General features: G+C 65.4%; 13 protein-coding genes. 2 read left to right on the top strand and 11 right to left on the bottom strand.

Annotated features, from left to right (window positions below):
- Nucleotides 1–20: 20 nt before the first annotated feature.
- The gene (gene accD / locus EB233_RS02120) at nt 21–947 is read left to right on the top strand and encodes an acetyl-CoA carboxylase, carboxyltransferase subunit beta (protein WP_064990274.1); all 927 of its coding nucleotides are present in this window, start codon (nt 21–23) and stop codon (nt 945–947) included.
- Between the two features lie 120 nt (nt 948–1067).
- Nucleotides 1068–2393 carry a bifunctional folylpolyglutamate synthase/dihydrofolate synthase gene (locus tag EB233_RS02115; protein ID WP_064990707.1) on the top strand — a complete coding sequence of 442 codons (1326 nt, stop codon included), beginning with the start codon at nt 1068–1070 and terminating at the stop codon, nt 2391–2393.
- 18 nt (nt 2394–2411) lie between these two features.
- Here the strand turns inward: EB233_RS02115 and EB233_RS02110 are convergent, their stop codons facing one another.
- The 11 genes from EB233_RS02110 to EB233_RS02060 all read right to left on the bottom strand — a co-directional run bounded on the left by EB233_RS02110 (nt 2412) and on the right by EB233_RS02060 (nt 17847).
- On the bottom strand, nt 2412–2693 hold the full coding sequence (locus EB233_RS02110; RefSeq protein WP_027053829.1) for a cupin domain-containing protein: 282 nt from the start codon (nt 2691–2693) through the stop codon (nt 2412–2414).
- A gap of 196 nt (nt 2694–2889) precedes the next feature.
- The gene (trxA, locus tag EB233_RS02105) at nt 2890–3216 is read right to left on the bottom strand and encodes a thioredoxin (RefSeq protein ID WP_056569026.1); all 327 of its coding nucleotides are present in this window, start codon (nt 3214–3216) and stop codon (nt 2890–2892) included.
- Between the two features lie 77 nt (nt 3217–3293).
- On the bottom strand, nt 3294–6806 hold the full coding sequence (gene addA, locus EB233_RS02100) for a double-strand break repair helicase AddA (RefSeq protein WP_064990275.1): 3513 nt from the start codon (nt 6804–6806) through the stop codon (nt 3294–3296).
- Nucleotides 6803–9937, bottom strand: a complete 3135-nt coding sequence (gene addB, locus EB233_RS02095) for a double-strand break repair protein AddB (RefSeq protein WP_064990276.1) — start codon at nt 9935–9937, stop codon at nt 6803–6805. Before addB ends, addA begins: the two co-directional genes overlap by 4 nt.
- A complete protein-coding gene (locus tag EB233_RS02090) occupies nt 9934–10608 on the bottom strand; it encodes a nucleotidyltransferase family protein (protein WP_064990708.1) in 675 nt (224 codons plus the stop codon). The genes addB and EB233_RS02090 overlap by 4 nt, the downstream gene beginning before the upstream one ends.
- 47 nt (nt 10609–10655) lie before the next feature.
- The gene (gene tsaE / locus EB233_RS02085) at nt 10656–12167 is read right to left on the bottom strand and encodes a tRNA (adenosine(37)-N6)-threonylcarbamoyltransferase complex ATPase subunit type 1 TsaE (protein ID WP_064990277.1); all 1512 of its coding nucleotides are present in this window, start codon (nt 12165–12167) and stop codon (nt 10656–10658) included.
- Between the two features lie 8 nt (nt 12168–12175).
- Nucleotides 12176–14731, bottom strand: a complete 2556-nt coding sequence (locus tag EB233_RS02080; RefSeq protein ID WP_064990278.1) for a sensor histidine kinase — start codon at nt 14729–14731, stop codon at nt 12176–12178.
- 199 nt (nt 14732–14930) lie between these two features.
- Nucleotides 14931–16331: an adenosylhomocysteinase gene (gene ahcY / locus EB233_RS02075; protein ID WP_032932645.1), complete on the bottom strand. Its 1401-nt coding sequence runs from the start codon at nt 16329–16331 to the stop codon at nt 14931–14933.
- Between the two features lie 180 nt (nt 16332–16511).
- Nucleotides 16512–16823, bottom strand: coding sequence for an HPr family phosphocarrier protein (locus EB233_RS02070; protein WP_064990279.1), 312 nt, complete (start codon nt 16821–16823; stop codon nt 16512–16514).
- Nucleotides 16820–17221, bottom strand: coding sequence for a PTS sugar transporter subunit IIA (locus EB233_RS02065; protein ID WP_027032585.1), 402 nt, complete (start codon nt 17219–17221; stop codon nt 16820–16822). The genes EB233_RS02070 and EB233_RS02065 overlap by 4 nt, the downstream gene beginning before the upstream one ends.
- A gap of 164 nt (nt 17222–17385) precedes the next feature.
- On the bottom strand, nt 17386–17847 hold the full coding sequence (locus tag EB233_RS02060; RefSeq protein ID WP_064990280.1) for an HPr kinase/phosphorylase: 462 nt from the start codon (nt 17845–17847) through the stop codon (nt 17386–17388).
- Nucleotides 17848–17857 lie beyond the last annotated feature (10 nt).

Raw genomic sequence — 17857 nt, 5'->3', positions numbered from 1 at the left:
TCAGGACAGGAGCCGAAGCGATGAACTGGATCACCAATTACGTTCGCCCGAAGATCAATTCGATGCTCGGCCGGCGTGCCGATATGCCCGAGAATCTCTGGATCAAGGATCCCGAGACCGGCGAGATGGTGTTCCACAAGGATCTGGAATCCAACCAGTTCGTCATCCCGTCTTCCGGCCATCACATGAAGATTTCAGCCAAGGAGCGGCTGAAATACTTCCTCGACGACGGCAAATACGAGCAGCTCGAAAACCCCAAGGTCGTCCAGGATCCGCTGAAGTTCCGCGACGAGAAGCGCTACACCGACCGGCTGAAGGACGCCAAGGCCAAGACCGGTCTGGAGGATGCGATTGTCAACGCGCTTGGCAGCATCGAAGGACTGCCGGTGGTGGTGACGGTGCAGGATTTCGCCTTCATGGGCGGCTCGCTCGGCATGGCGGCCGGTGACGCCATCGTCCACGCTTTCGAGGTCGCCCTGCAGCGCAAGCGGCCGCTGATCCTGTTCGCCGCCTCCGGCGGCGCCCGCATGCAGGAAGGCATTTTGTCGCTCATGCAGCTGCCGCGAACCACGGTCGGCGTCGACCGGCTGAAGGAAGCCGGCCTGCCCTATATCGTCGTGCTGACCAATCCGACCACTGGCGGCGTCACCGCCTCCTACGCCATGCTGGGCGACGTGCACATCGCCGAACCGGGTGCTTTGATCGGTTTTGCCGGACCGCGCGTCATCGAACAGACCATCAGGGAAAAGCTGCCGGACGGCTTCCAGCGCTCCGAATATCTGATGGAGCACGGCATGGTCGACATGGTGGTGTCGCGGCTTGAGATGCGCGAAACGATTGCACGCCTGCTGAAGATGCTGCTCAAGCTGCCGGGCGAGCAAAAGCCGCTGGAGCCTGAAATCCTGCCGCCGGCGGTGGTTTCCGCCGAAGCCAGGCAGCAGGCCTGACACGACATCGGCCGCCGCGAACGGTGATTGCGCCACCCACATGGCACGCTGTAGCCTTTTGATTGCCTTGGCAATTGTGGGAGCGATTCTGGCTCCCGGGCCATGCGCCGGGATTCTGTGATGACAACGCTCGCCGCCGACCGCGAAATCGAAGCCTTGATGGCGCTTCATCCGAAAGGCTTCGACCTTTCGCTCGACCGCATCACGCGGCTCCTGGAGCGGCTGGGCAACCCGCAGGATCTGCTGCCGCCGGTCATCCATATCGCAGGCACCAACGGCAAGGGCTCCTGCGCGGCCTTTTCGCGCGCGCTGCTCGAAGCCGCCGGGCATCTTGTCCATGTCCACACTTCGCCGCATCTGGTCAACTGGGCCGAGCGCTACCGGCTCGCCGCCGAAGGTGGCGGCAAACTCGTCGACGATGAGACCTTCGCCGAGGCCATTGCCCGCGTCGCCAAGGCCAATGGCGGCCAGAAGATCACCGTCTTCGAGATCCTCACCGCGGTCACCTTCATCTTGTTTTCCGAGCATCCGGCCGAAGCCGCCATCATCGAGGTCGGCCTCGGCGGCCGCTTCGACGCCACCAATGTCGTCGCCAGGCCCGCCGTGTCGGTGATCATGCCGGTGTCGATGGACCATGAGGCCTATCTCGGCGACCGTGTCGAACTGATCGCCGCTGAGAAGGCCGGCATCATGAAGCGCGGCTGCCCGGTGGTCATCGGCGCGCAGGAAAGCGAGACGGCGCTGCAAGTGCTGATCGAGACCGCCGAGCGGCTGGAGTGCCCGACCTTCGTCTACGGCCAGGATTTCCTCGCCTTCGAGGAAAACGGCCGCATGGTCTACCAGGACGAGGACGGCTTGATGGATTTGCCGCCGCCACGGCTGCCCGGGCGCCACCAGTTCGCCAATGCGGCCGCCGCGATCGCCGCGGTCAAGGCGGCCGGCTTCGAGATCAGCCACCGCGCCGCCGAGAAGGCGATGACCCATGTCGCGTGGCCCGGCCGCATGCAGAAGCTGGCGCAGGGAAAGTTGGTGGAGCTGGCGCCGAAGGGCGCCGATATCTGGCTCGACGGCGGCCACAATCCAGGTGCCGGGGTGGTTGTCGCCGAAGCGCTGGCCGAGCAGGAGGAAAAGAACCCGCGCCCGCTGTTCCTCATTTCGGGCATGATCAACACCAAGGACCAGAGCGGCTATTTTCGCGCCTTCAAGGGTCTGGCCCGGCATGTCTACACCGTGCCGGTGAGCATGAGCGAGGCCGGCGTGCCGAACGACGAACTGGCGATCCGCGCCACGGAAGCCGGGCTGTCCGCCGAGCCGGTCAGTTCCGTCGCCAGCGCGCTGATGCTGCTGCGCGACACCTGGGACGGCCCGGCGCCGCGCATTCTGATCGGCGGGTCGCTCTATCTCGCTGGTGCCGTGCTGGCGGAGAACGGCACGCCACCGACCTGACGTTTCGCCTCAGCGCACCTACTTCAGCTCGATCTCGATGAAAGCATATTCGCCGTCATTGGCGCTGATGACGTCGTGTTCGACGCCCTCCTTTCGGAAATAGGGCGCGCCTTTCTTCATCTCGGCGAAGGTCTCGCCATCCTTGGTCACCAGCTTCAGCTTGCCGTCCATCAGCGGCACCACGACATAGTCGTGGCCATGACGGTGCCAGCCGGTATTTTCGCCCGGCTGGAAGCGGTACTCGGTGACGATGACGCGATCATTGTCGATGAAGACGGTGGCCTTGGCGGATCCGGTCATGTCGTTCTCCCTGTTTCTGCTGCCAACAGAGGACATGGAGTGCACCGATGCGAGGGCCAGAGCGGGTCACCAATGGCGCCAACAAAAAGCCCGGCGCGATGGCCGGGCTCTTGATATAGGGAACTCAAAGCAATTCCAGGAAAAGTGTGAAGCTGTTTTCCGTTCGGAATTGCGTCCAAAAAGAGGGTCTACCGGATCAGGCGAGGCTACCGTTGATCCAGTGCGACAGCGCGGTCTTCGGCGCGGCGCCAACCTTCATGTCGGCCACTTCGCCGCCCTTGAAGATCATCAGCGTCGGGATCGAGCGCACGCCGAACTGCGCGGCAAGTTCGGGATTCTCGTCGATGTTCAGCTTGGCGATCTTGACCTTGCTGCCAAGTTCGAGGGCGATATCCTCAAGCGCCGGTGCGATCATCTTGCAGGGGCCGCACCATTCAGCCCAGAAATCCACCACGACCGGCTCCTTGGCGTTGAGCACGTCGGCCTGGAAATTATTCTTGTCGACCTTGACGGTGGCACCCATGCGGAAAATTCCTTTCGAGAGTTCTTTGTCGCACCAAATGTGGTGGTTGTCGTGCCCTTCTTCAAGCAGGTCTTGTGTCACGCTCCTGTGAGTCGGGCAAGGGCGTCATCCATGACCCTGGCCGGCAATTCGATAAGCCTTGGTGCTTCGGTGAACAGCAGGGCGGCCTTGACCTCGCGCCCGGGATAGAGCGGCTGCAGCAGGGCGCGATAGAGCGCGAGCTGCAGCAGATAGGCCGGCGGAACCTCGGCCAAAGAGGCGGGCGCGGGCCGGTTGGTCTTGTAGTCGACGATCGAAACCGTGTCGGCTGTCACCGCCAGCCGGTCGATCTTGCCGGAAATCGAGCGCCTTTTTCCCCTCACGTCCAGGCTGCCCATGATCGCCACCTCGGCGCGCGATGACCGCGCGAACAGCTGGCCGAGGCGCGGGTCGGCAAGAATGGCGATGACCGATGCCAAGGCCCTTTCCCGCTCTGACGGCGGCCACCCAGCGCCTGTTCGCGCGAGATAACGCTCGGCCGCACCCCGGCGCTCGTCCTCGGCAATACCGGGCAACATCTGCAGCAACTTGTGCAAGGCGAGCCCGCGCAGCACGGCAAAACCTGGGTCGACGTCGGCGTCCAGCACCGGTGAAGCCTTGTCGACCACCGCTTCCTTGCCCTCGTCGATTAGGGCCGAGGCGCCGGACGGCGATAGCGGCCGCGGCAGATCCTCGAAGGGCGGCAGGGGTCGGAACAGGGTCGTCGGCAATGGCCCGAAAGCATCGGCCTGCCGCGCCTCTTCACTGGCATCTAGCTCCACGGGCGGCAGCCTGGTGACATGGAAACGGTGCACTGGTTCGCCACCGGCGGGATGCTGACGCTCTTCGCTTTCCGGCGCGCCGATCAGCGCACGGCTGACGATCGAATGCCAGGTGCCGGTGTTCGGCGCTCGCTTGCCGTGGTAGCCGCAGACGATCAGCCGGTCCTCGGCGCGGGTCATGCCGACATAGAGCAGCCTTCGGTATTCGTCATCGGCGAGTTCCCTTGCCCGCGCGGCTGCCGCTTTCGAAAAGCCGTTCGCGACGTCGCTGGCCGAACGCCAGAGATAGCCCTTGCCGTCCCAATGCTTGCCCGAACTGGCGAAAGGCATCAGGCGCGGCAGATGCTGGTCGCTGAACGGGGCGGAGCCGCCGTCGACCAGGAACACCACGGGCGCTTCCAGGCCCTTGGCGGCGTGCACCGTCATGACGCGCACTTCGTCGCGGGTCTGGTCCATCTCGCGCTTGATCTCTGGCCCGGCATTTTCCAGCGTCGACAGGAAGGCTTCCAGCCCGGGCAGACCGGTTCGCTCCTCGGCAAGGCAGAAGCTGAGGAACTCGTCGAGAATGTCACCGGCTTCCGGCCCAAGCCGGGCGATCATCTTGCGCCGTACGCGATCACGCGCCAGCAGGCCGGCATAGAACTCGAACACCGGCTTGAAGGCGGCCTCATCGGCCCAGAGGTCAAGCTGGGCGACGACCTTGGCGAGGGCTTCGTCGTCGGTGGCATGCTGGCGCAGCGACGCGGCCAGCGATACGCCGGGAGGCCTCAGCGCGGCGAGCTTGAACAGCGTCTCCTCCGGCACGTCGAAAATCGGGCTGCGCAGCACGGCCGCAAGCGACAGATCGTCCTGTGGCTGGATCAGCAGATGGCCGAGCGCGATCAAATCCTTCACCGCAATATGGCCGGGCAGGCTCAAACGGTCGGCACCGGCGACCGGAATGTCGCGGCGTTTCAAGGCGCGCGTCAGCGCATGGACGAAGCTGTCGCGCTTGCGCACCAGCACCAGCACATCGCCCGGCCGCAGCCGTTTGCCGCGGCCTTCGATGATCTCGCCCTTGCCGATCCAGCCGGCGATGGCGGTCGCCACATTCTCGGCAACGCGCACCGCCGGTGCATGGGCGTGGTCGATGGCCTGCGTCCAGTCGTCGGGCTCATCGACGACATCGGCACCGATCGATGGCCAGACCTCGACGTAGCCCGGCGCATCCGTGCGGATCGCCTTGTGGCTCAGCGGATCGGGATCATGGCTGATGCCGCGCCTCACGATCGGGTCGGCAAAGACGCGGTCGACGGCGGCCAGCACGTCGTCGGTCGAGCGGAAAGACCAGGTCAGCTTGAGGTCGGCGAAGGACGCCTCGGCATCGCGCACGCGTCCGGCAAACAGCAGCCGGCTGTCCGCGAAGGAGTCCGGGGCAGCCCCTTGGAAGGAATAGATCGACTGTTTCTCGTCGCCGACGGCGAAGACGGTCCGGTGGACCCGCTCGCGTGCGCCAAAACCGGCGAAAAATTCCTCCGCCAGCCGCTTCACCACCTCCCATTGATCAGGGCTCGTGTCCTGCGCCTCATCGAGCAGGATGTGGTCGATGCCCTGGTCGAGCTTGTACTGCACCCAGGGGCCGGCATCGGGCCGCGCCAGGAGGTTGACCGTGCGGGTGATCAGGTCGTTGAAGTCGAGAAAGCCGCGGCTGCGCTTAAGCACCTCATAGCGGGCGATCAGCCAGTCGGCGATGGTGAGTGCCGCGCGCGTGCCTTCCAGCATCCGGAAAAGCGCCAGCCGGTCGATGGTTTCAACGATGGCGTTCGCGGCCGAAAGGTAGCGTTCGGCCAGATCCGGCAGGCGGTCGGTCAGCGCCTTCTTGAAGGCCTTTGCCGGATCATAGGGATCGCCATCGGTCTTGAGGAAGGCTCGGCCCAGCAATTGCAGCCGGCGGATGGGATCGTTCTCCGCAAAGGCCTGCCGCGCATAAGGCAGGATGTTGTTCAGCACCGATCTGGCGTCGGTGGATTCGGCGGCCTGGGCGAAGCCGGCGAAATAATCCGGCAGGAAGCCGGGCAATGGCCACACCGACGCCGCCAGGCCCTCTGCGGTCTGGCCGGGGTGGAAATGGAATTCATCGAACAGGGGCTGGAAGCCGTCACCCCCGACGGCATCGAGGAATTGGCGCAAGCCGTCACGCTTGCGCACGATTTCGCCGAGCAGCGCATCGAGCCCGGCTTCGCCGCCGCGCTCCAGCACGGTGGCGAAGGCCTCGGCCAGATCAGCGTTGCCGGCAGCGGTGCCGGAGATCATTTCGCGGCGCGCGGCGGCGAAAAGCGACGCCTCCATCTGGCCATCGAGCATCTCGAAATGGGCGGGAATATTGGCTTCCAGCGGGAACTGGTGGAGCACGGATTCGCAGAAGGCATGGATGGTCTGGATCTTCAGGCCGCCGGGCGTCTCCAGCGCCTCGGCGAACAGCCGTCGCGCCCGGCGCATTGTGTCATGGTCGGGCCGGCGCCCTTCCAGCGCCTCGATCTTCGCGGCCAGTTCGGCGTCGCCGAGCACCGTCCAGTCCGACAGCGTCGAAAAGACCCGGTTCGACATGTTGGCGGCGGCGGCGCGCGTATAGGTCAGGCACAGGATTTTCGACGGGTCGGTGCCGTTGAGCAGCAGCCGGATGACGCGCTGGGCCAGCACATGGGTCTTGCCGGAGCCGGCATTGGCCGACACCCAGGCGGAATTCCGGGGATCGGCGGCGCGGGCCTGGCTGTTGGCGGTATCGCTTGGGATGGGATAGGCCTTCTTCATGCCTCCCCTCCCTCATCACCGGCATCGCCGCCGGCTGACCATTCGAGCACGCGGGCGAGATGGTCGTAGTCACCGTCGGTCTCGCCTTCGCGAAACGGCAAAGCGCGCGACAGGTAGCCGGTCTGCGGGTCGCTATAGTGGACGAGCAACTTTTCCAGCCGGGCCCAGGCCTCTTCGGCAAGGTCGGCGGCGGTCCTTGGCTGGCGGTTGTGCTCGAGAATGGACTCCTCGAACACCTCGCCATTCGGCTTCAACCGCACGAAGGCCAGCTGCGATGGTTCGCGCGCGCCCAAATCCTTGAAGGCGCCGCGCCTCAGCAGCGCGCCTTCCAGCGCCAGTTGCGGCGCCAGCAGCGTGTGCGCCTGCGCCTTGGAGGGCGAGGAGCCGGTCTTGTAGTCCAGTATGTCGGCCATGCCGCCGGCCAGCAGGTCGACGCGGTCGGCATAACCGGACAGCGTCACGCCGGACTGGCCGACCGGGGTCTTGCCGGCACGTTCCTCGGCATGGCGCCGGTTCACCGCGTCGGCACGCGTGCGCTCCCATTCGACGATGTTGGCCGCGAGTTTCTCGAAGCGCGGCCACCACACCGCCTCGACGTCGGCCGGAAGCGCGGCCTCGGCAAAGCAGGCGCGGCCGGCGGCGACGAGGCCGGCGAGCGCATCGGGCGCGCGCGGATCGGCGACGCGCGAAGAGAACAGATGCAGGATGGCGTGGAACAGCGTGCCGCGTTCGGCGGCACCGGGATCGCGGATCAGCGGATCGAGTGGCATCAGGCCGAGAATCCGTCTGGCATAGACAGCATAGGGATCGCGGCGCAACGTCTCGATCTCGGTGACCGAGAAATGCGTTGGGCGCACCGCCAATGGCGGCTTCGGCTGCGGCCTTGCCGCGAAATCCTGCTTCGGGCCGGTATCGAGCGCGCGTGCCCAGGCCAGCAACTCGTCGCCGCGCCGGCGCAGAGTCGATGCCTGGTCGTTGCCGATGAAGGTGAGCAGGCGCTGCAGCCAGCGTGACGGCACGGCGGGTGCGTCGCCGGCGCGGGCCGAGCGGGCCAGCACCACTTGCCTCGCGCCCATGGCCATCTGGAAATCATGCGCAGCAAGGCCGATGCGCCGTTCGGGCGGTTCGAGATCGATGCCGGTCTTCATCAGCCGCGACATGAAGCGGTCGCTCTCCGGTTTGCGCGGCCACACACCTTCGTTGAGCCCGCCAATGACAAGCGTGTCGACATCCTGCAGCCGCGCTTCCAGCGCGCCCCAGATGGCGATGTTCCTGTCGGTGCCTTGTGCCGGCTTGACCGTTTCGGGCGCGATCAGCGCGTCCATTACATCGGGCCACTCATCCGCGCCGAACGACAGCGAGGCCGAGGCCGCCACCAGCCCGCGCAGCAATTCGGCAAGCTTCTCGCCGGCGTCGCCGGCATAGAGGTCGCCCAGGCCGCCATCAGCGGAACGGCCGAGAGTTTCCAGGGCGACGACGCTGGCTTTGACCAGTGCGACAAGGTCGGCACCCGCCTGGCCGCGAAACGCTGAAAGCGGCGCCAGCGCTTCTGTCAGGTGTGCGAGAAGGTTCCTCGCATCCTCTATGGAGCGCACGGTCAGCCGGGAAAACCAGAAGGGCGGACGGCTGTCGCCGCCCAGGCCGGTGAGGCGGGCCTCGAACAAGTCCGGCAGCGAAACGATGTCCGGGCGGCCGTTACCGCCGCGCAGGGCCACCAACTCGACCAGTTCCGCCGCATGGCGCACGGCAGCGCGCTCCAGGCCGAGGCCGAGCAGCGGATGCTTGAGCAGCGACAGGAGGTCGACCGGATCGCCCGGCCTGAACACGGCCTCGAGCGCCAGCCGCAGCAGGCTGGCCGCCGGGCTGTTGGCGAGCGGCGTGCCGCCGGAATCGTCGGCGACGACGCCGAAGCGCTGAAGTTCGACAGAGACGCGCCGCGCCAGCGCCCGGTCGCCGGTGACGAGAGCCGCCCTCTGGCCGGGCTCTTCCACGGCCCGCTTGAGCGCGACGGCGATGGCGACGGCCTCGTCCCGTTCACTCGCCGCTTCCAGCAGCGTCACATCGGCAAAGGCGCCGGCAATGTCGGACGTCGAAAACCCGTTGCGCGTTTCGGCCCACAATTCGGTGGTCTCGGCCGGCCGCAGCGCTTCGCCGACAAGGGCAGCGCGCAGCGCCAGCCGTGGTTCGGCCACGCCGACTTCCTCGACATCGTCGCGCAGCACGCCGATCTTGCCGATCAGCCTGGCCAGACCATATTGCGGGTGGCCAAGCACCGCCGGCCGTGCGCCGGGTGCCACGAGCGCCTGGAAGGAGGCTTCGTCAAGCGTCCGGTCGAGACCGGGCAGCACGATGGCGCCGCCAGGCAGACGGGCGATCGCGGCAAGCAGCTCGGCCGTTGCCGGGATGGAACCGGTCGAGCCGGCGGCGATCACCGGTCCGGCCGGGGGATTGCGTCGCAATCGCGCCGCCTCGGCCCGGATCAGCGCGCTACGATGCGCGGCCGGATTCGAGCGGTCGCTCTCGCTCAGGAATTTTGGCCAGGCATCGGTGACGATGCCGAGGAATTCGAGTGTCACCTGCCACCATCCGGCAAGGTTGCCGGTCACCAGGCTTTCAAGCTTCGCCCAGTCGGTGCCTTCGGTCTCGATTTCGTCCATCAGTCCGGCAAGATCGCGTGCCAGCCAGATCGCGTCGGCCGTGGAGGCGGGGATGACGATCTCCTCCGCGAAGAGCTTCGCGACGTGCTCCGGCAACCGGCGTTTCCACGCCCGCACCAGCGGCGTCAGCAGCAACAGCCGTTCGGTCGCCGAGATCGGCGGCGCGAGATCGATCGCCGCCGATGGCTCGGCGTCGAACGCCGCCTCGTCCTCGTCGAACTCGCCGAGCGGGCGGATAACCGGCAAGATCGCCGAACCGCCGCCGCCGCGTTTCTTCAAGCTGTCGACGAAGACGCCGCGCAAGGCACGCGCGGCACGGCGCGTCGGCACATAGATGGTGACGTCGGCCAGGGCGAGCGGATCGCCATCGAAGCGAAAGTCTGGAATCAGACGGCCGGCAAGCAGCGCCTCGGCCAGCGTCGGCAGGAACGGCGCACCGGGGGGGATGGAGAAAACGCGGCTTGGGCCGCTCATTGCGACTCGGTTAAAGCGCCGGCGACGGCTTCTTCCGCCAGCGCAATGGCATCGGGCGTGCCGACAGTGATCCAGTGGCCGTGCATCGGCATGCCGTACAGCCGGCCGGCTGCAATGGCCTTGTCGAAGTAAGCGTTGAGCGAGTGCGGCTCGGCAGGTGCATCCCTGAACAGGCGCGGATGGATGATCGCCGCGCCGGCGTAGATCAGGCCGGCGGGATCGCCTTTTGAACGCCGCAAGGCACCGTCCGGGGCCACCAGGAAATCGGTGCTGCCACAGTGTCCTGTCGCCTGATGGAGATCAGCCAGCATCAGCAGAATATCCATTTTCGCCGCGTCCCACGCAAGGCCAAGCCGCCCGAGATTGAGCGGGCCATGGTCGATCCAGAACGTGTCGGCGTTGAGGATGTAGAACGGCTCTTGCCCCAACTCGGGCAGCGCCTTGACGATGCCACCAGCGGAATCGAGCAGCCGGTCACTCTCGTTCGAAATGACGATCTTCGGTGCCCGACGCGGCGCGACGTGGGCGATGATCTGTTCTGGAAAATAATGGACGTTGACCACGGCCTTGGCGATGCCGGCGGCGGCCAGGCTGTCAAGGCCCCAGTCGAGCAATGTCTTGCCGGCGATCCGGACCAGCGGCTTGGGGATGGTGTCGGTGATCGGCCGCATGCGCTTGCCGAGCCCGGCGGCAAGGACGATGGCAGTGTCGGGTCTTGTCACAGTATTCGTTCCTCAAGCAGCCCGTGCTCTTGATAGAAATCCTGCAGGCTGGCAAGCGCCGGATGGGACAGCGCCCGGCGCAGATAGTCGCGGATGCGCGGCAGGTGCTGGAGATAATAGGGTTTGCCGTCGCGTTTTTCGAGGCGCACGAAAATGCCGAGGATCTTGGAGTTGCGCTGTGCGGCCATGATTGCATAGGCTTCCCGGAAACCCGCTTCGTCAAAGGCTCCGCCGGCATGGCGCGCCGCGACATAGGCTTCGAGCGTTGCCGTCTCGATCTCGGGCGAGATGGTGACCCGAGCATCCATGGCCAGCGAGGCGACGTCATAGGCTGAAGGCCCGATCAGCGCGTCCTGGAAATCGACGATGCCCAGCCGGTCATGGCCGGCGCGCACGCCACGCCAGATGATGTTGGGCGAATGGAAGTCCCGGAGCATCAGTGTGTATTCGCTGCCCTGCAGCCGGTCGAAAAGCGCGTTCCATTCCCTGGCGTAGCCGGCGCGCAAGGCGTCGCTTGCGGGTTGGCCCGATATCGCCGGCACGTACCAGTCGACCAGCAGATCGGCCTCGATCGTCATCGCATCGCGGTCGAAGGGCGGCACGTCGTGGAAGCTGCCCGGCCCGGCTTGCAGGCGTTGCGGCCAGCTCTTGCCATGCATCATGGCCAGCAGTTCGGCCGCTGCCGCGTAGCGCTCGCCCACCGGCTCGCCGTCCTTGCCGAGAAATCCCTCTGAGCCGAGATGTTCGAGCAGCAAGAAACCCTGGTCCTGGTCCTCGGCATGGATAGTGGGAACGCTGACGCCGCCGGCCTTCAAGGCGTGGTCGATGGCGACGAAGGCCGAGACCGATTGGGCGGTATGGGCGATCACCGCGTAGGGCTTGCCGTCGCGCACGGGTGGGCCGAGCACCAGCCGCGGCGAGTTCATCAGCACGCGCGGCTCCTGGCCGGCGAGCGTAACGATCTCATAGGAGCGGGCGGAGGCGTCGCCGATAAAATGGCGCCGCCGCGCTTCGCCCCAGCCGGCTTCTTCCAGAAATCCGCGCATGGCCAGCGACCTTGCCGCGCGGTCGAAGGCAGCGCCTGGCCCCGACAGCCGCGCCAGCCGGCCATCGCCATGCTGGACGAGTTCGATCGAGAGCGTCGTCTTCGGCAAATAGCCATCGGCCCGCTCCGGCCATTCGACAAGGGCGGCCCCTTGCGTCAGCGCCTCGTCGAAGCCGAGTTCATCGAGTTCGGCCGCCGAGGACAGGCGATAGAGGTCGAAATGATGGACCGGGATGCGTGTGTCGTAGCTCTGCACCAGAGTGAAGGTCGGGCTTGGCACGTCGAGGCTGGCATCGTCCGCCAGCGCCCGGATCAGCGCCCGCGCCAGCGTCGATTTGCCGGCGCCGAGATCGCCCTTGAGTGCCAGCACGTCGCCCGCGCGCAGCGCCAGCGCCAGATCTTCGCCGAGCCGCGCCGTCTGTGTCTCGTCGGTGAGCAAACGTTCCAGCACCAGGCCCGTCATCGAGCGCGCTATTCGGCCGCGGCGCGGATGCCCGGCATGTCGGGGAAGGTGCAGATGACGGTCGTGCCCTTGTCCCTGCCGGTTTCGATGCGAACGTGGCCGCCATGCAGTTCGACAAAGCTCTTGACGATCGACAGGCCGAGCCCGGCGCCGCGCCGGCGGCCGCCATTGGCACGCGGTTCGAAGCGACGGAACACCGAATCAAGAACATCCGGTGGCATGCCGGGACCATCGTCATGAACCGAGAATTCCACGCCGTCCGCCAGATGGCGGCAGGCGAGCCGGATGGTACTGGCTTCCGGGGCGTAGTTGGCGGCGTTGCTGAGCAGATTGTAGAGGATCTGGCGAATGCGGGTCTCGTCGCCGTGGAACGTCTTCGGTGCGGCGGCGGCATCGACCTCGAGCCGGATCGAGTGCTCCTGCAGCCGGTCGGCAACCAGTTCGGCGGCCGCGGCGATGGTGCGGTCGACATGCACCTCCGAAATGTCGAGCTGCATGATGCCGGCGTCGACAGTCGCGAGGTCGAGTATGTCGTTGACGATGGTCAGCAGCACCGAGGACGAGGAGCTGACATGCTCGACATATTCGCGCTGCTTTTGATTCAGCGGTCCGGTCGTGGGCAATGAAAGCAGTTCGGTGAAACCGATGATGTTGGTTAGCGGCGAACGCAGTTCGTAGGATACGTGCTGGACGAAATCGTTCTTGAGCTGGTCGGACTTTTCCAGCGCTTCGTTCTTGTCCTTCAGCGCGCGTTCGACATTCACGCTGTCGGTGACGTCGACGAAGGTCATCATCACTTGCCCGTTGGGCAGCGGGATCACGGCGTAACGCAGCACGATGCCGTTGTTGAGCTCGGTCTGGCCGTGGCGTTCGCGGCGTTCGTCGTCGAACCCGGTTATGGCAGCGACGAAACCGGGCCAAGGGCTGTCGACCGCTTGCCTGTCGCTAAGATCACGGATCGTCGAGACATGCACATTGGGCTTGGTGGCCTCCGCCGCAAGGCCCCACAGCGTGGCAAAGGCCGGGTTCGACAGCCGCAGCCGGCCGTCGGGGCCGAACACCGCCACGCCTTCGGCGAGGTTGTCCAGCGTCTCGCCCTGGACGCGCACCGCCGTGCGGTAGCGGCTTTCCAGATCCATCTTCTCGGTCAGGTTCTCGAACACCCAGGTGACGCCGCCCTTGGGCTGCGGGTTGGCGACAACGCGGATGGTCTTGCCGTCGGGCAGATGCCACCAATGTTCCTGTGATTCGACCGCGCGATAGGCGCCGAGCAGGCCTTCCTTCCAGCGGCGCCATTCGGGCTGCTCGGCGATCTTGCCCTCGCTGCGCAGCCGGTCGAGCAAAAGCGCGTTGTCGGGCGCGCTGTGCAGGAAGCCGCTGTCCAGGCCCCACAGTTTCTGGAAGGCCTGGTTGAAGAAGCGCAGCTTCTCGTCGGTGTCGAATATGGCGACGGCGGTGTTGAGCTGGTCGAGCGTGTCGGCGTGGCTGCGCACCGTCCGCTCATATTCGCCGCGAATGGTCTCGATGGCGCTGGTGTCACAAGCAAGGCCGGCCGAACCATCGGCGCCGGCGAAGTCGGTGACCGCGAACACGCGGCGGTCGCCTTCGATCACGGTGGAGAGCGACTGCTCGAAGACCGGGTGGGATTTGTGCTGGGTGGCGATAGCTTCACGCGCCTGGCCGCCCAGAAACTCCTTGGCGTCGCGGACGGCGGCTTCCGCGCTTTCGGCCTCGACCGCGTCGGCATAGGCTCGGTTGACCCATTTCAGGCGTCCGTGCTCGTCGCGTAGCCATGCCGGCATCTTCAGCGCCTCCAGCAGGCCGATCATGGTGTCATGGTCGGCGGCCAGCCGCTGATTGTCGATCTTCAGCCGGGCCTGGCTGCGCTGTGTCTCGGAAAGCGATACGAACCGCACCAGGATGTGCGCGGCACTCTTGCGGCCATGCACTTCGAGAGGGGCACCGGACTGTGATTCGATGACCAAGTCAAAGGGCCTGGCCTTTTCACGCAAGCCGGCGACGGCATGTTCGAGCGCCGCCGCCGAGCGCGGCATCAGCCAGCGGCCGAAAGCGAGGAAAGCCGCCCGCTCCTCGGGCGCGCCGCTTTCGATTGGCAATGTGCCGATGAGTTCGGGCTTCTTGTTTTCCGAAGCCCAGACGACCACGCGCTGGTCGCGCAGATTGAGCAGCGCTTCCGAACGGCGCAGTGCGGCGTTGACGTCGGCGACGCGGCTTCTCAGTTCGACATTCTCCGCCGAGGTACGGCCTCTTTCGCGGATGAGAACGATGGCCGACAGCAATGCCGCGCCGGTCACGCCGACGAACACCGCAAGCTGCATGACTTCGACGGTGCTGATCGACAGGCCGGCTTTGGCCACGGCGGCGGTCTCGGCATGCGCCACCGCGCTTGCCAACGGACCCGCCAGCGCGGAACCGGCCAGGAACAGTCCCGCGCGGGCGCGCCATGAAAGGCGCCCTCCCTGGCTGGTCGAGCCTGTGGTCCCCGAATCGTCATGGCCGCCGGAAACGGCCGATCCCGCTCCGTGCGGGTTTTGCCCCGGCATGTCTTGGTCCTCTCCGCCGCCTGAATGCAAGACCGCCCTGATACGCGCCTCTCTGATCCCCTCTCGGGCCGGAAGCGTCGCGAATCACCTGACAATAAACCCTCGCCGAATCGCCGTGAAGGCGGATCGCGCGCAAAAATAAAGCCGGGCGAAAAGTCAATCGCCCGGCCCCAATATCTGGTAGTAAATTTAGCTTTGGTTAATAGCGGTAGTGTTCCGGCTTGAACGGACCCTGCGGCGTGACACCGATATAGGCGGCCTGCTCACCCGACAGTTCGGTCAGGCGGGCGCCGAGTTTGTCGAGGTGCAGGCGCGCGACCTTCTCGTCGAGATGCTTGGGCAGGACATAGACCTGGTTCTGGTACTGCTCGCCCTTGGTGAACAGTTCGATCTGGGCCAGAACCTGGTTGGTGAAGGAAGCCGACATGACGAAGCTCGGATGGCCGGTGGCGTTGCCGAGATTGAGCAGGCGGCCTTCCGACAGCAGGATCATCCGCTTGCCGTCCGGGAAGGTGATCATGTCGACCTGTGGCTTGACGTTGGTCCACTTGAGATTGCGCAGCGACGCGACCTGGATCTCGTTGTCGAAGTGGCCGATATTGCCGACGATCACCATGTCCTTCATCGACCGCATGTGGTCGAGGGTGACGACGTCCTTGTTGCCGGTGGTGGTGATGACGATGTCGGCGCTCGGCGCCGCGTCTTCCAGCGTGACGACCTCAAAGCCGTCCATCGCCGCCTGCAGGGCGCAGATCGGATCGACCTCGGTGACCTTGACGCGGGCGCCGGCGCCCTTGAGCGACGCGGACGATCCCTTGCCGACGTCGCCATAGCCGCAGACCACCGCGACCTTGCCGGCCATCATCGTGTCGGTGCCGCGACGGATGCCGTCGACCAGCGATTCCTTGCAGCCATACTTGTTGTCGAACTTCGACTTGGTGACGGAATCGTTGACGTTGATGGCGGGGAAGGGCAGCAGGCCCTTTTTCTGCAGCTGGTAGAGCCGGTTGACGCCGGTGGTCGTCTCTTCGGTGACGCCGCGGATTGCCGCCTTCTGCTTGGTGAAGAAGCCGGGCGAAGCCTTCAGGCGCTTCTTGACCTGCGCATAGAAATATTCCTCTTCCTCGCTCTGCGGGTTGGACAGTACGTCCTCGCCGGCCTCGGCGCGGGCGCCGATCAGGATGTACATGGTGGCGTCGCCGCCATCGTCGAGGATCATGTTGGAGAGGCCGCCATCGGCCCACTGGAAGATGCGGTCGGTATAATCCCAGTACTGTTCCAGGCTCTCGCCCTTCACGGCGAAGACCGGAATGCCGGCTTCGGCGATCGCCGCGGCGGCATGGTCCTGGGTCGAGAAGATGTTGCAGGAGGCCCAGCGGATGTCGGCGCCGAGCGCCTTCAGCGTCTCGATTAGCACCGCCGTCTGGATGGTCATGTGCAGCGAGCCGGTGATGCGCGCGCCCTTCAGCGGCTTCTTGGCGCCGAATTCCTCGCGGCAGGCCATCAAGCCCGGCATTTCGGTTTCGGCGATATCCAGCTCCTTGCGGCCCCAGCCGGCAAGCGAGATGTCGGCGACCACATAATCCTTGCTACCCGTCATGGCAGTGCTCCGTGCGAATTGTTGTGCGTGCGAATGGTTGCGGATGCGCCCGCGCCGGTCGGCGCGTCGAAGGGCGCGAATTGCCGGCCTGACTAGCAGATCGGCATCACGACGACAATGGGATATAAAGAAATCTTTATCCCTGTATGTCTCTCGGGGATGTCTTCAGGATGCGCGGGATCAGCATTCCTCGCCGAACCGCGACGCGACAAGCTGCTCCAGCGCGTCCATGACCTCGAGCGCCTCCGGCCCGCTAGCGGTGACGCGGATCGAGTAACCCGGGCTGGCGGCAAGCATCATCAGTCCCATGATCGAGGTGCCGCCAACCTTGACGCCGTCCTTCTCGACATGCACCTCGGCGTTGAAGCCGCTGGCGAGTTGGACGAATTTCGCCGAGGCGCGTGCGTGCAGGCCGCGCTGGTTGATGATCGGAAACTCCCTAGAGATCGGATCCTTGGCGATCTGGTCCTTTTCCGACGACATCGTGTTCATTTGCTGCTCAGAAGCTGGCTGGCGACGTTGATGTATTTGCGGCCGGCGGCCTGCGCCTCGTCAAGTGCCGCCGCCATGTTGTCGCCCTTGCGGATCGAGGACAGCTTGATCAGCATCGGCAGGTTCATGCCGGCGATCACCTCGGTGCGGCCGGACTCCATCACCGAGATCGCGAGGTTCGACGGCGTGCCGCCGAACATGTCGGTCAGCACGATTACGCCCGTGCCGGTGTCGACTCGGGCGACGGCGTCGACGATATCGCGGCGACGCTGCTCCATATCGTCGTCGGCACCGATCGCCACGGTTTCGAAATTGTCTTGTGGCCCGACGACATGTTCGACGGCATGTCGGAACTCGGTGGCCAGTTGACCGTGCGTTACAAGCACGAGTCCGATCATTCTTTGGTGGCTCCCGTCATCGCCGCTTCACAGGCGCATTTTATGCTCGCCAGCCATTCCAGGCGGCGGGAGCGCTATCTTGTCGACGCGCGGCCCGTTGACAAGCCCAAAATTGCGCGGGCCCATGCCATTTTGACGCATTGCAGCAAAAAACCCCGGGCGGATTATAGAAAAGGCATGATGGACAGCCGCGCCATCACTGCTGGCAGGGCCGTGGCGGCATTGCGTTCCGCCAGATCGATACGTGACACCGAGCAGCCAGCAACCGGCTCGCTGATTTCCTCCTGGAAACGGGCCATTTTCGCCTTCGGCACCAGCCGCACATGCAGGTCGATCACGCCGGCCGGCTCGAATGGCAGCGGGCGCGGCATGAACCCAGGCACCTCGGCGAGGCCGGCGATGGTCGCCGGCACGCGGCAGACCAGCCGCCCGGCCTGGGCCGAGGCAAGCAGCCTGTCGTCGCCGATCAGCCGCGAGAACAGTGCGCGCGCCCGGCAATGGTCCAGGAGTGTCAGCGCCAGCGTCGTCTTGCCGGCGCCGGACGGTCCGGTGATGAGCACGCCGCGATCGCCGATCAGGATCGCGGTTCCGTGGATGTTTTCAGGCTGCGCGGCGGGTTCGGACATGGCTATATCA

The sequence above is a fragment of the Mesorhizobium erdmanii genome (assembly GCF_013170725.1).
Lineage (GTDB): Bacteria > Pseudomonadota > Alphaproteobacteria > Rhizobiales > Rhizobiaceae > Mesorhizobium > Mesorhizobium erdmanii.
The sequence above is the reverse complement of the archived record's forward strand: the minus strand, read 5'-3'. Positions and strand labels throughout refer to the sequence as shown.

Bases quoted from the DNA above. Each gene is read 5' to 3' on its own strand.
- ahcY (WP_032932645.1), bottom strand. From the start codon at position 16,331: ATGACGGGTAGCAAGGATTATGTGGTCGCCGACATCTCGCTTGCCGGC.
- EB233_RS02065 (WP_027032585.1), bottom strand. From the start codon at position 17,221: ATGATCGGACTCGTGCTTGTAACGCACGGTCAACTGGCCACCGAGTTC.
- trxA (WP_056569026.1), bottom strand. From the start codon at position 3,216: ATGGGTGCCACCGTCAAGGTCGACAAGAATAATTTCCAGGCCGACGTG.
- EB233_RS02110 (WP_027053829.1), bottom strand. From the start codon at position 2,693: ATGACCGGATCCGCCAAGGCCACCGTCTTCATCGACAATGATCGCGTC.
- addA (WP_064990275.1), bottom strand. From the start codon at position 6,806: ATGAAGAAGGCCTATCCCATCCCAAGCGATACCGCCAACAGCCAGGCC.
- EB233_RS02115 (WP_064990707.1), top strand. From the start codon at position 1,068: ATGACAACGCTCGCCGCCGACCGCGAAATCGAAGCCTTGATGGCGCTT.
- tsaE (WP_064990277.1), bottom strand. From the start codon at position 12,167: ATGACGGGCCTGGTGCTGGAACGTTTGCTCACCGACGAGACACAGACG.
- addB (WP_064990276.1), bottom strand. From the start codon at position 9,937: ATGAGCGGCCCAAGCCGCGTTTTCTCCATCCCCCCCGGTGCGCCGTTC.
- EB233_RS02090 (WP_064990708.1), bottom strand. From the start codon at position 10,608: ATGCGGCCGATCACCGACACCATCCCCAAGCCGCTGGTCCGGATCGCC.
- EB233_RS02070 (WP_064990279.1), bottom strand. From the start codon at position 16,823: ATGAACACGATGTCGTCGGAAAAGGACCAGATCGCCAAGGATCCGATC.
- EB233_RS02060 (WP_064990280.1), bottom strand. From the start codon at position 17,847: ATGTCCGAACCCGCCGCGCAGCCTGAAAACATCCACGGAACCGCGATC.
- EB233_RS02080 (WP_064990278.1), bottom strand. From the start codon at position 14,731: ATGCCGGGGCAAAACCCGCACGGAGCGGGATCGGCCGTTTCCGGCGGC.
- accD (WP_064990274.1), top strand. From the start codon at position 21: ATGAACTGGATCACCAATTACGTTCGCCCGAAGATCAATTCGATGCTC.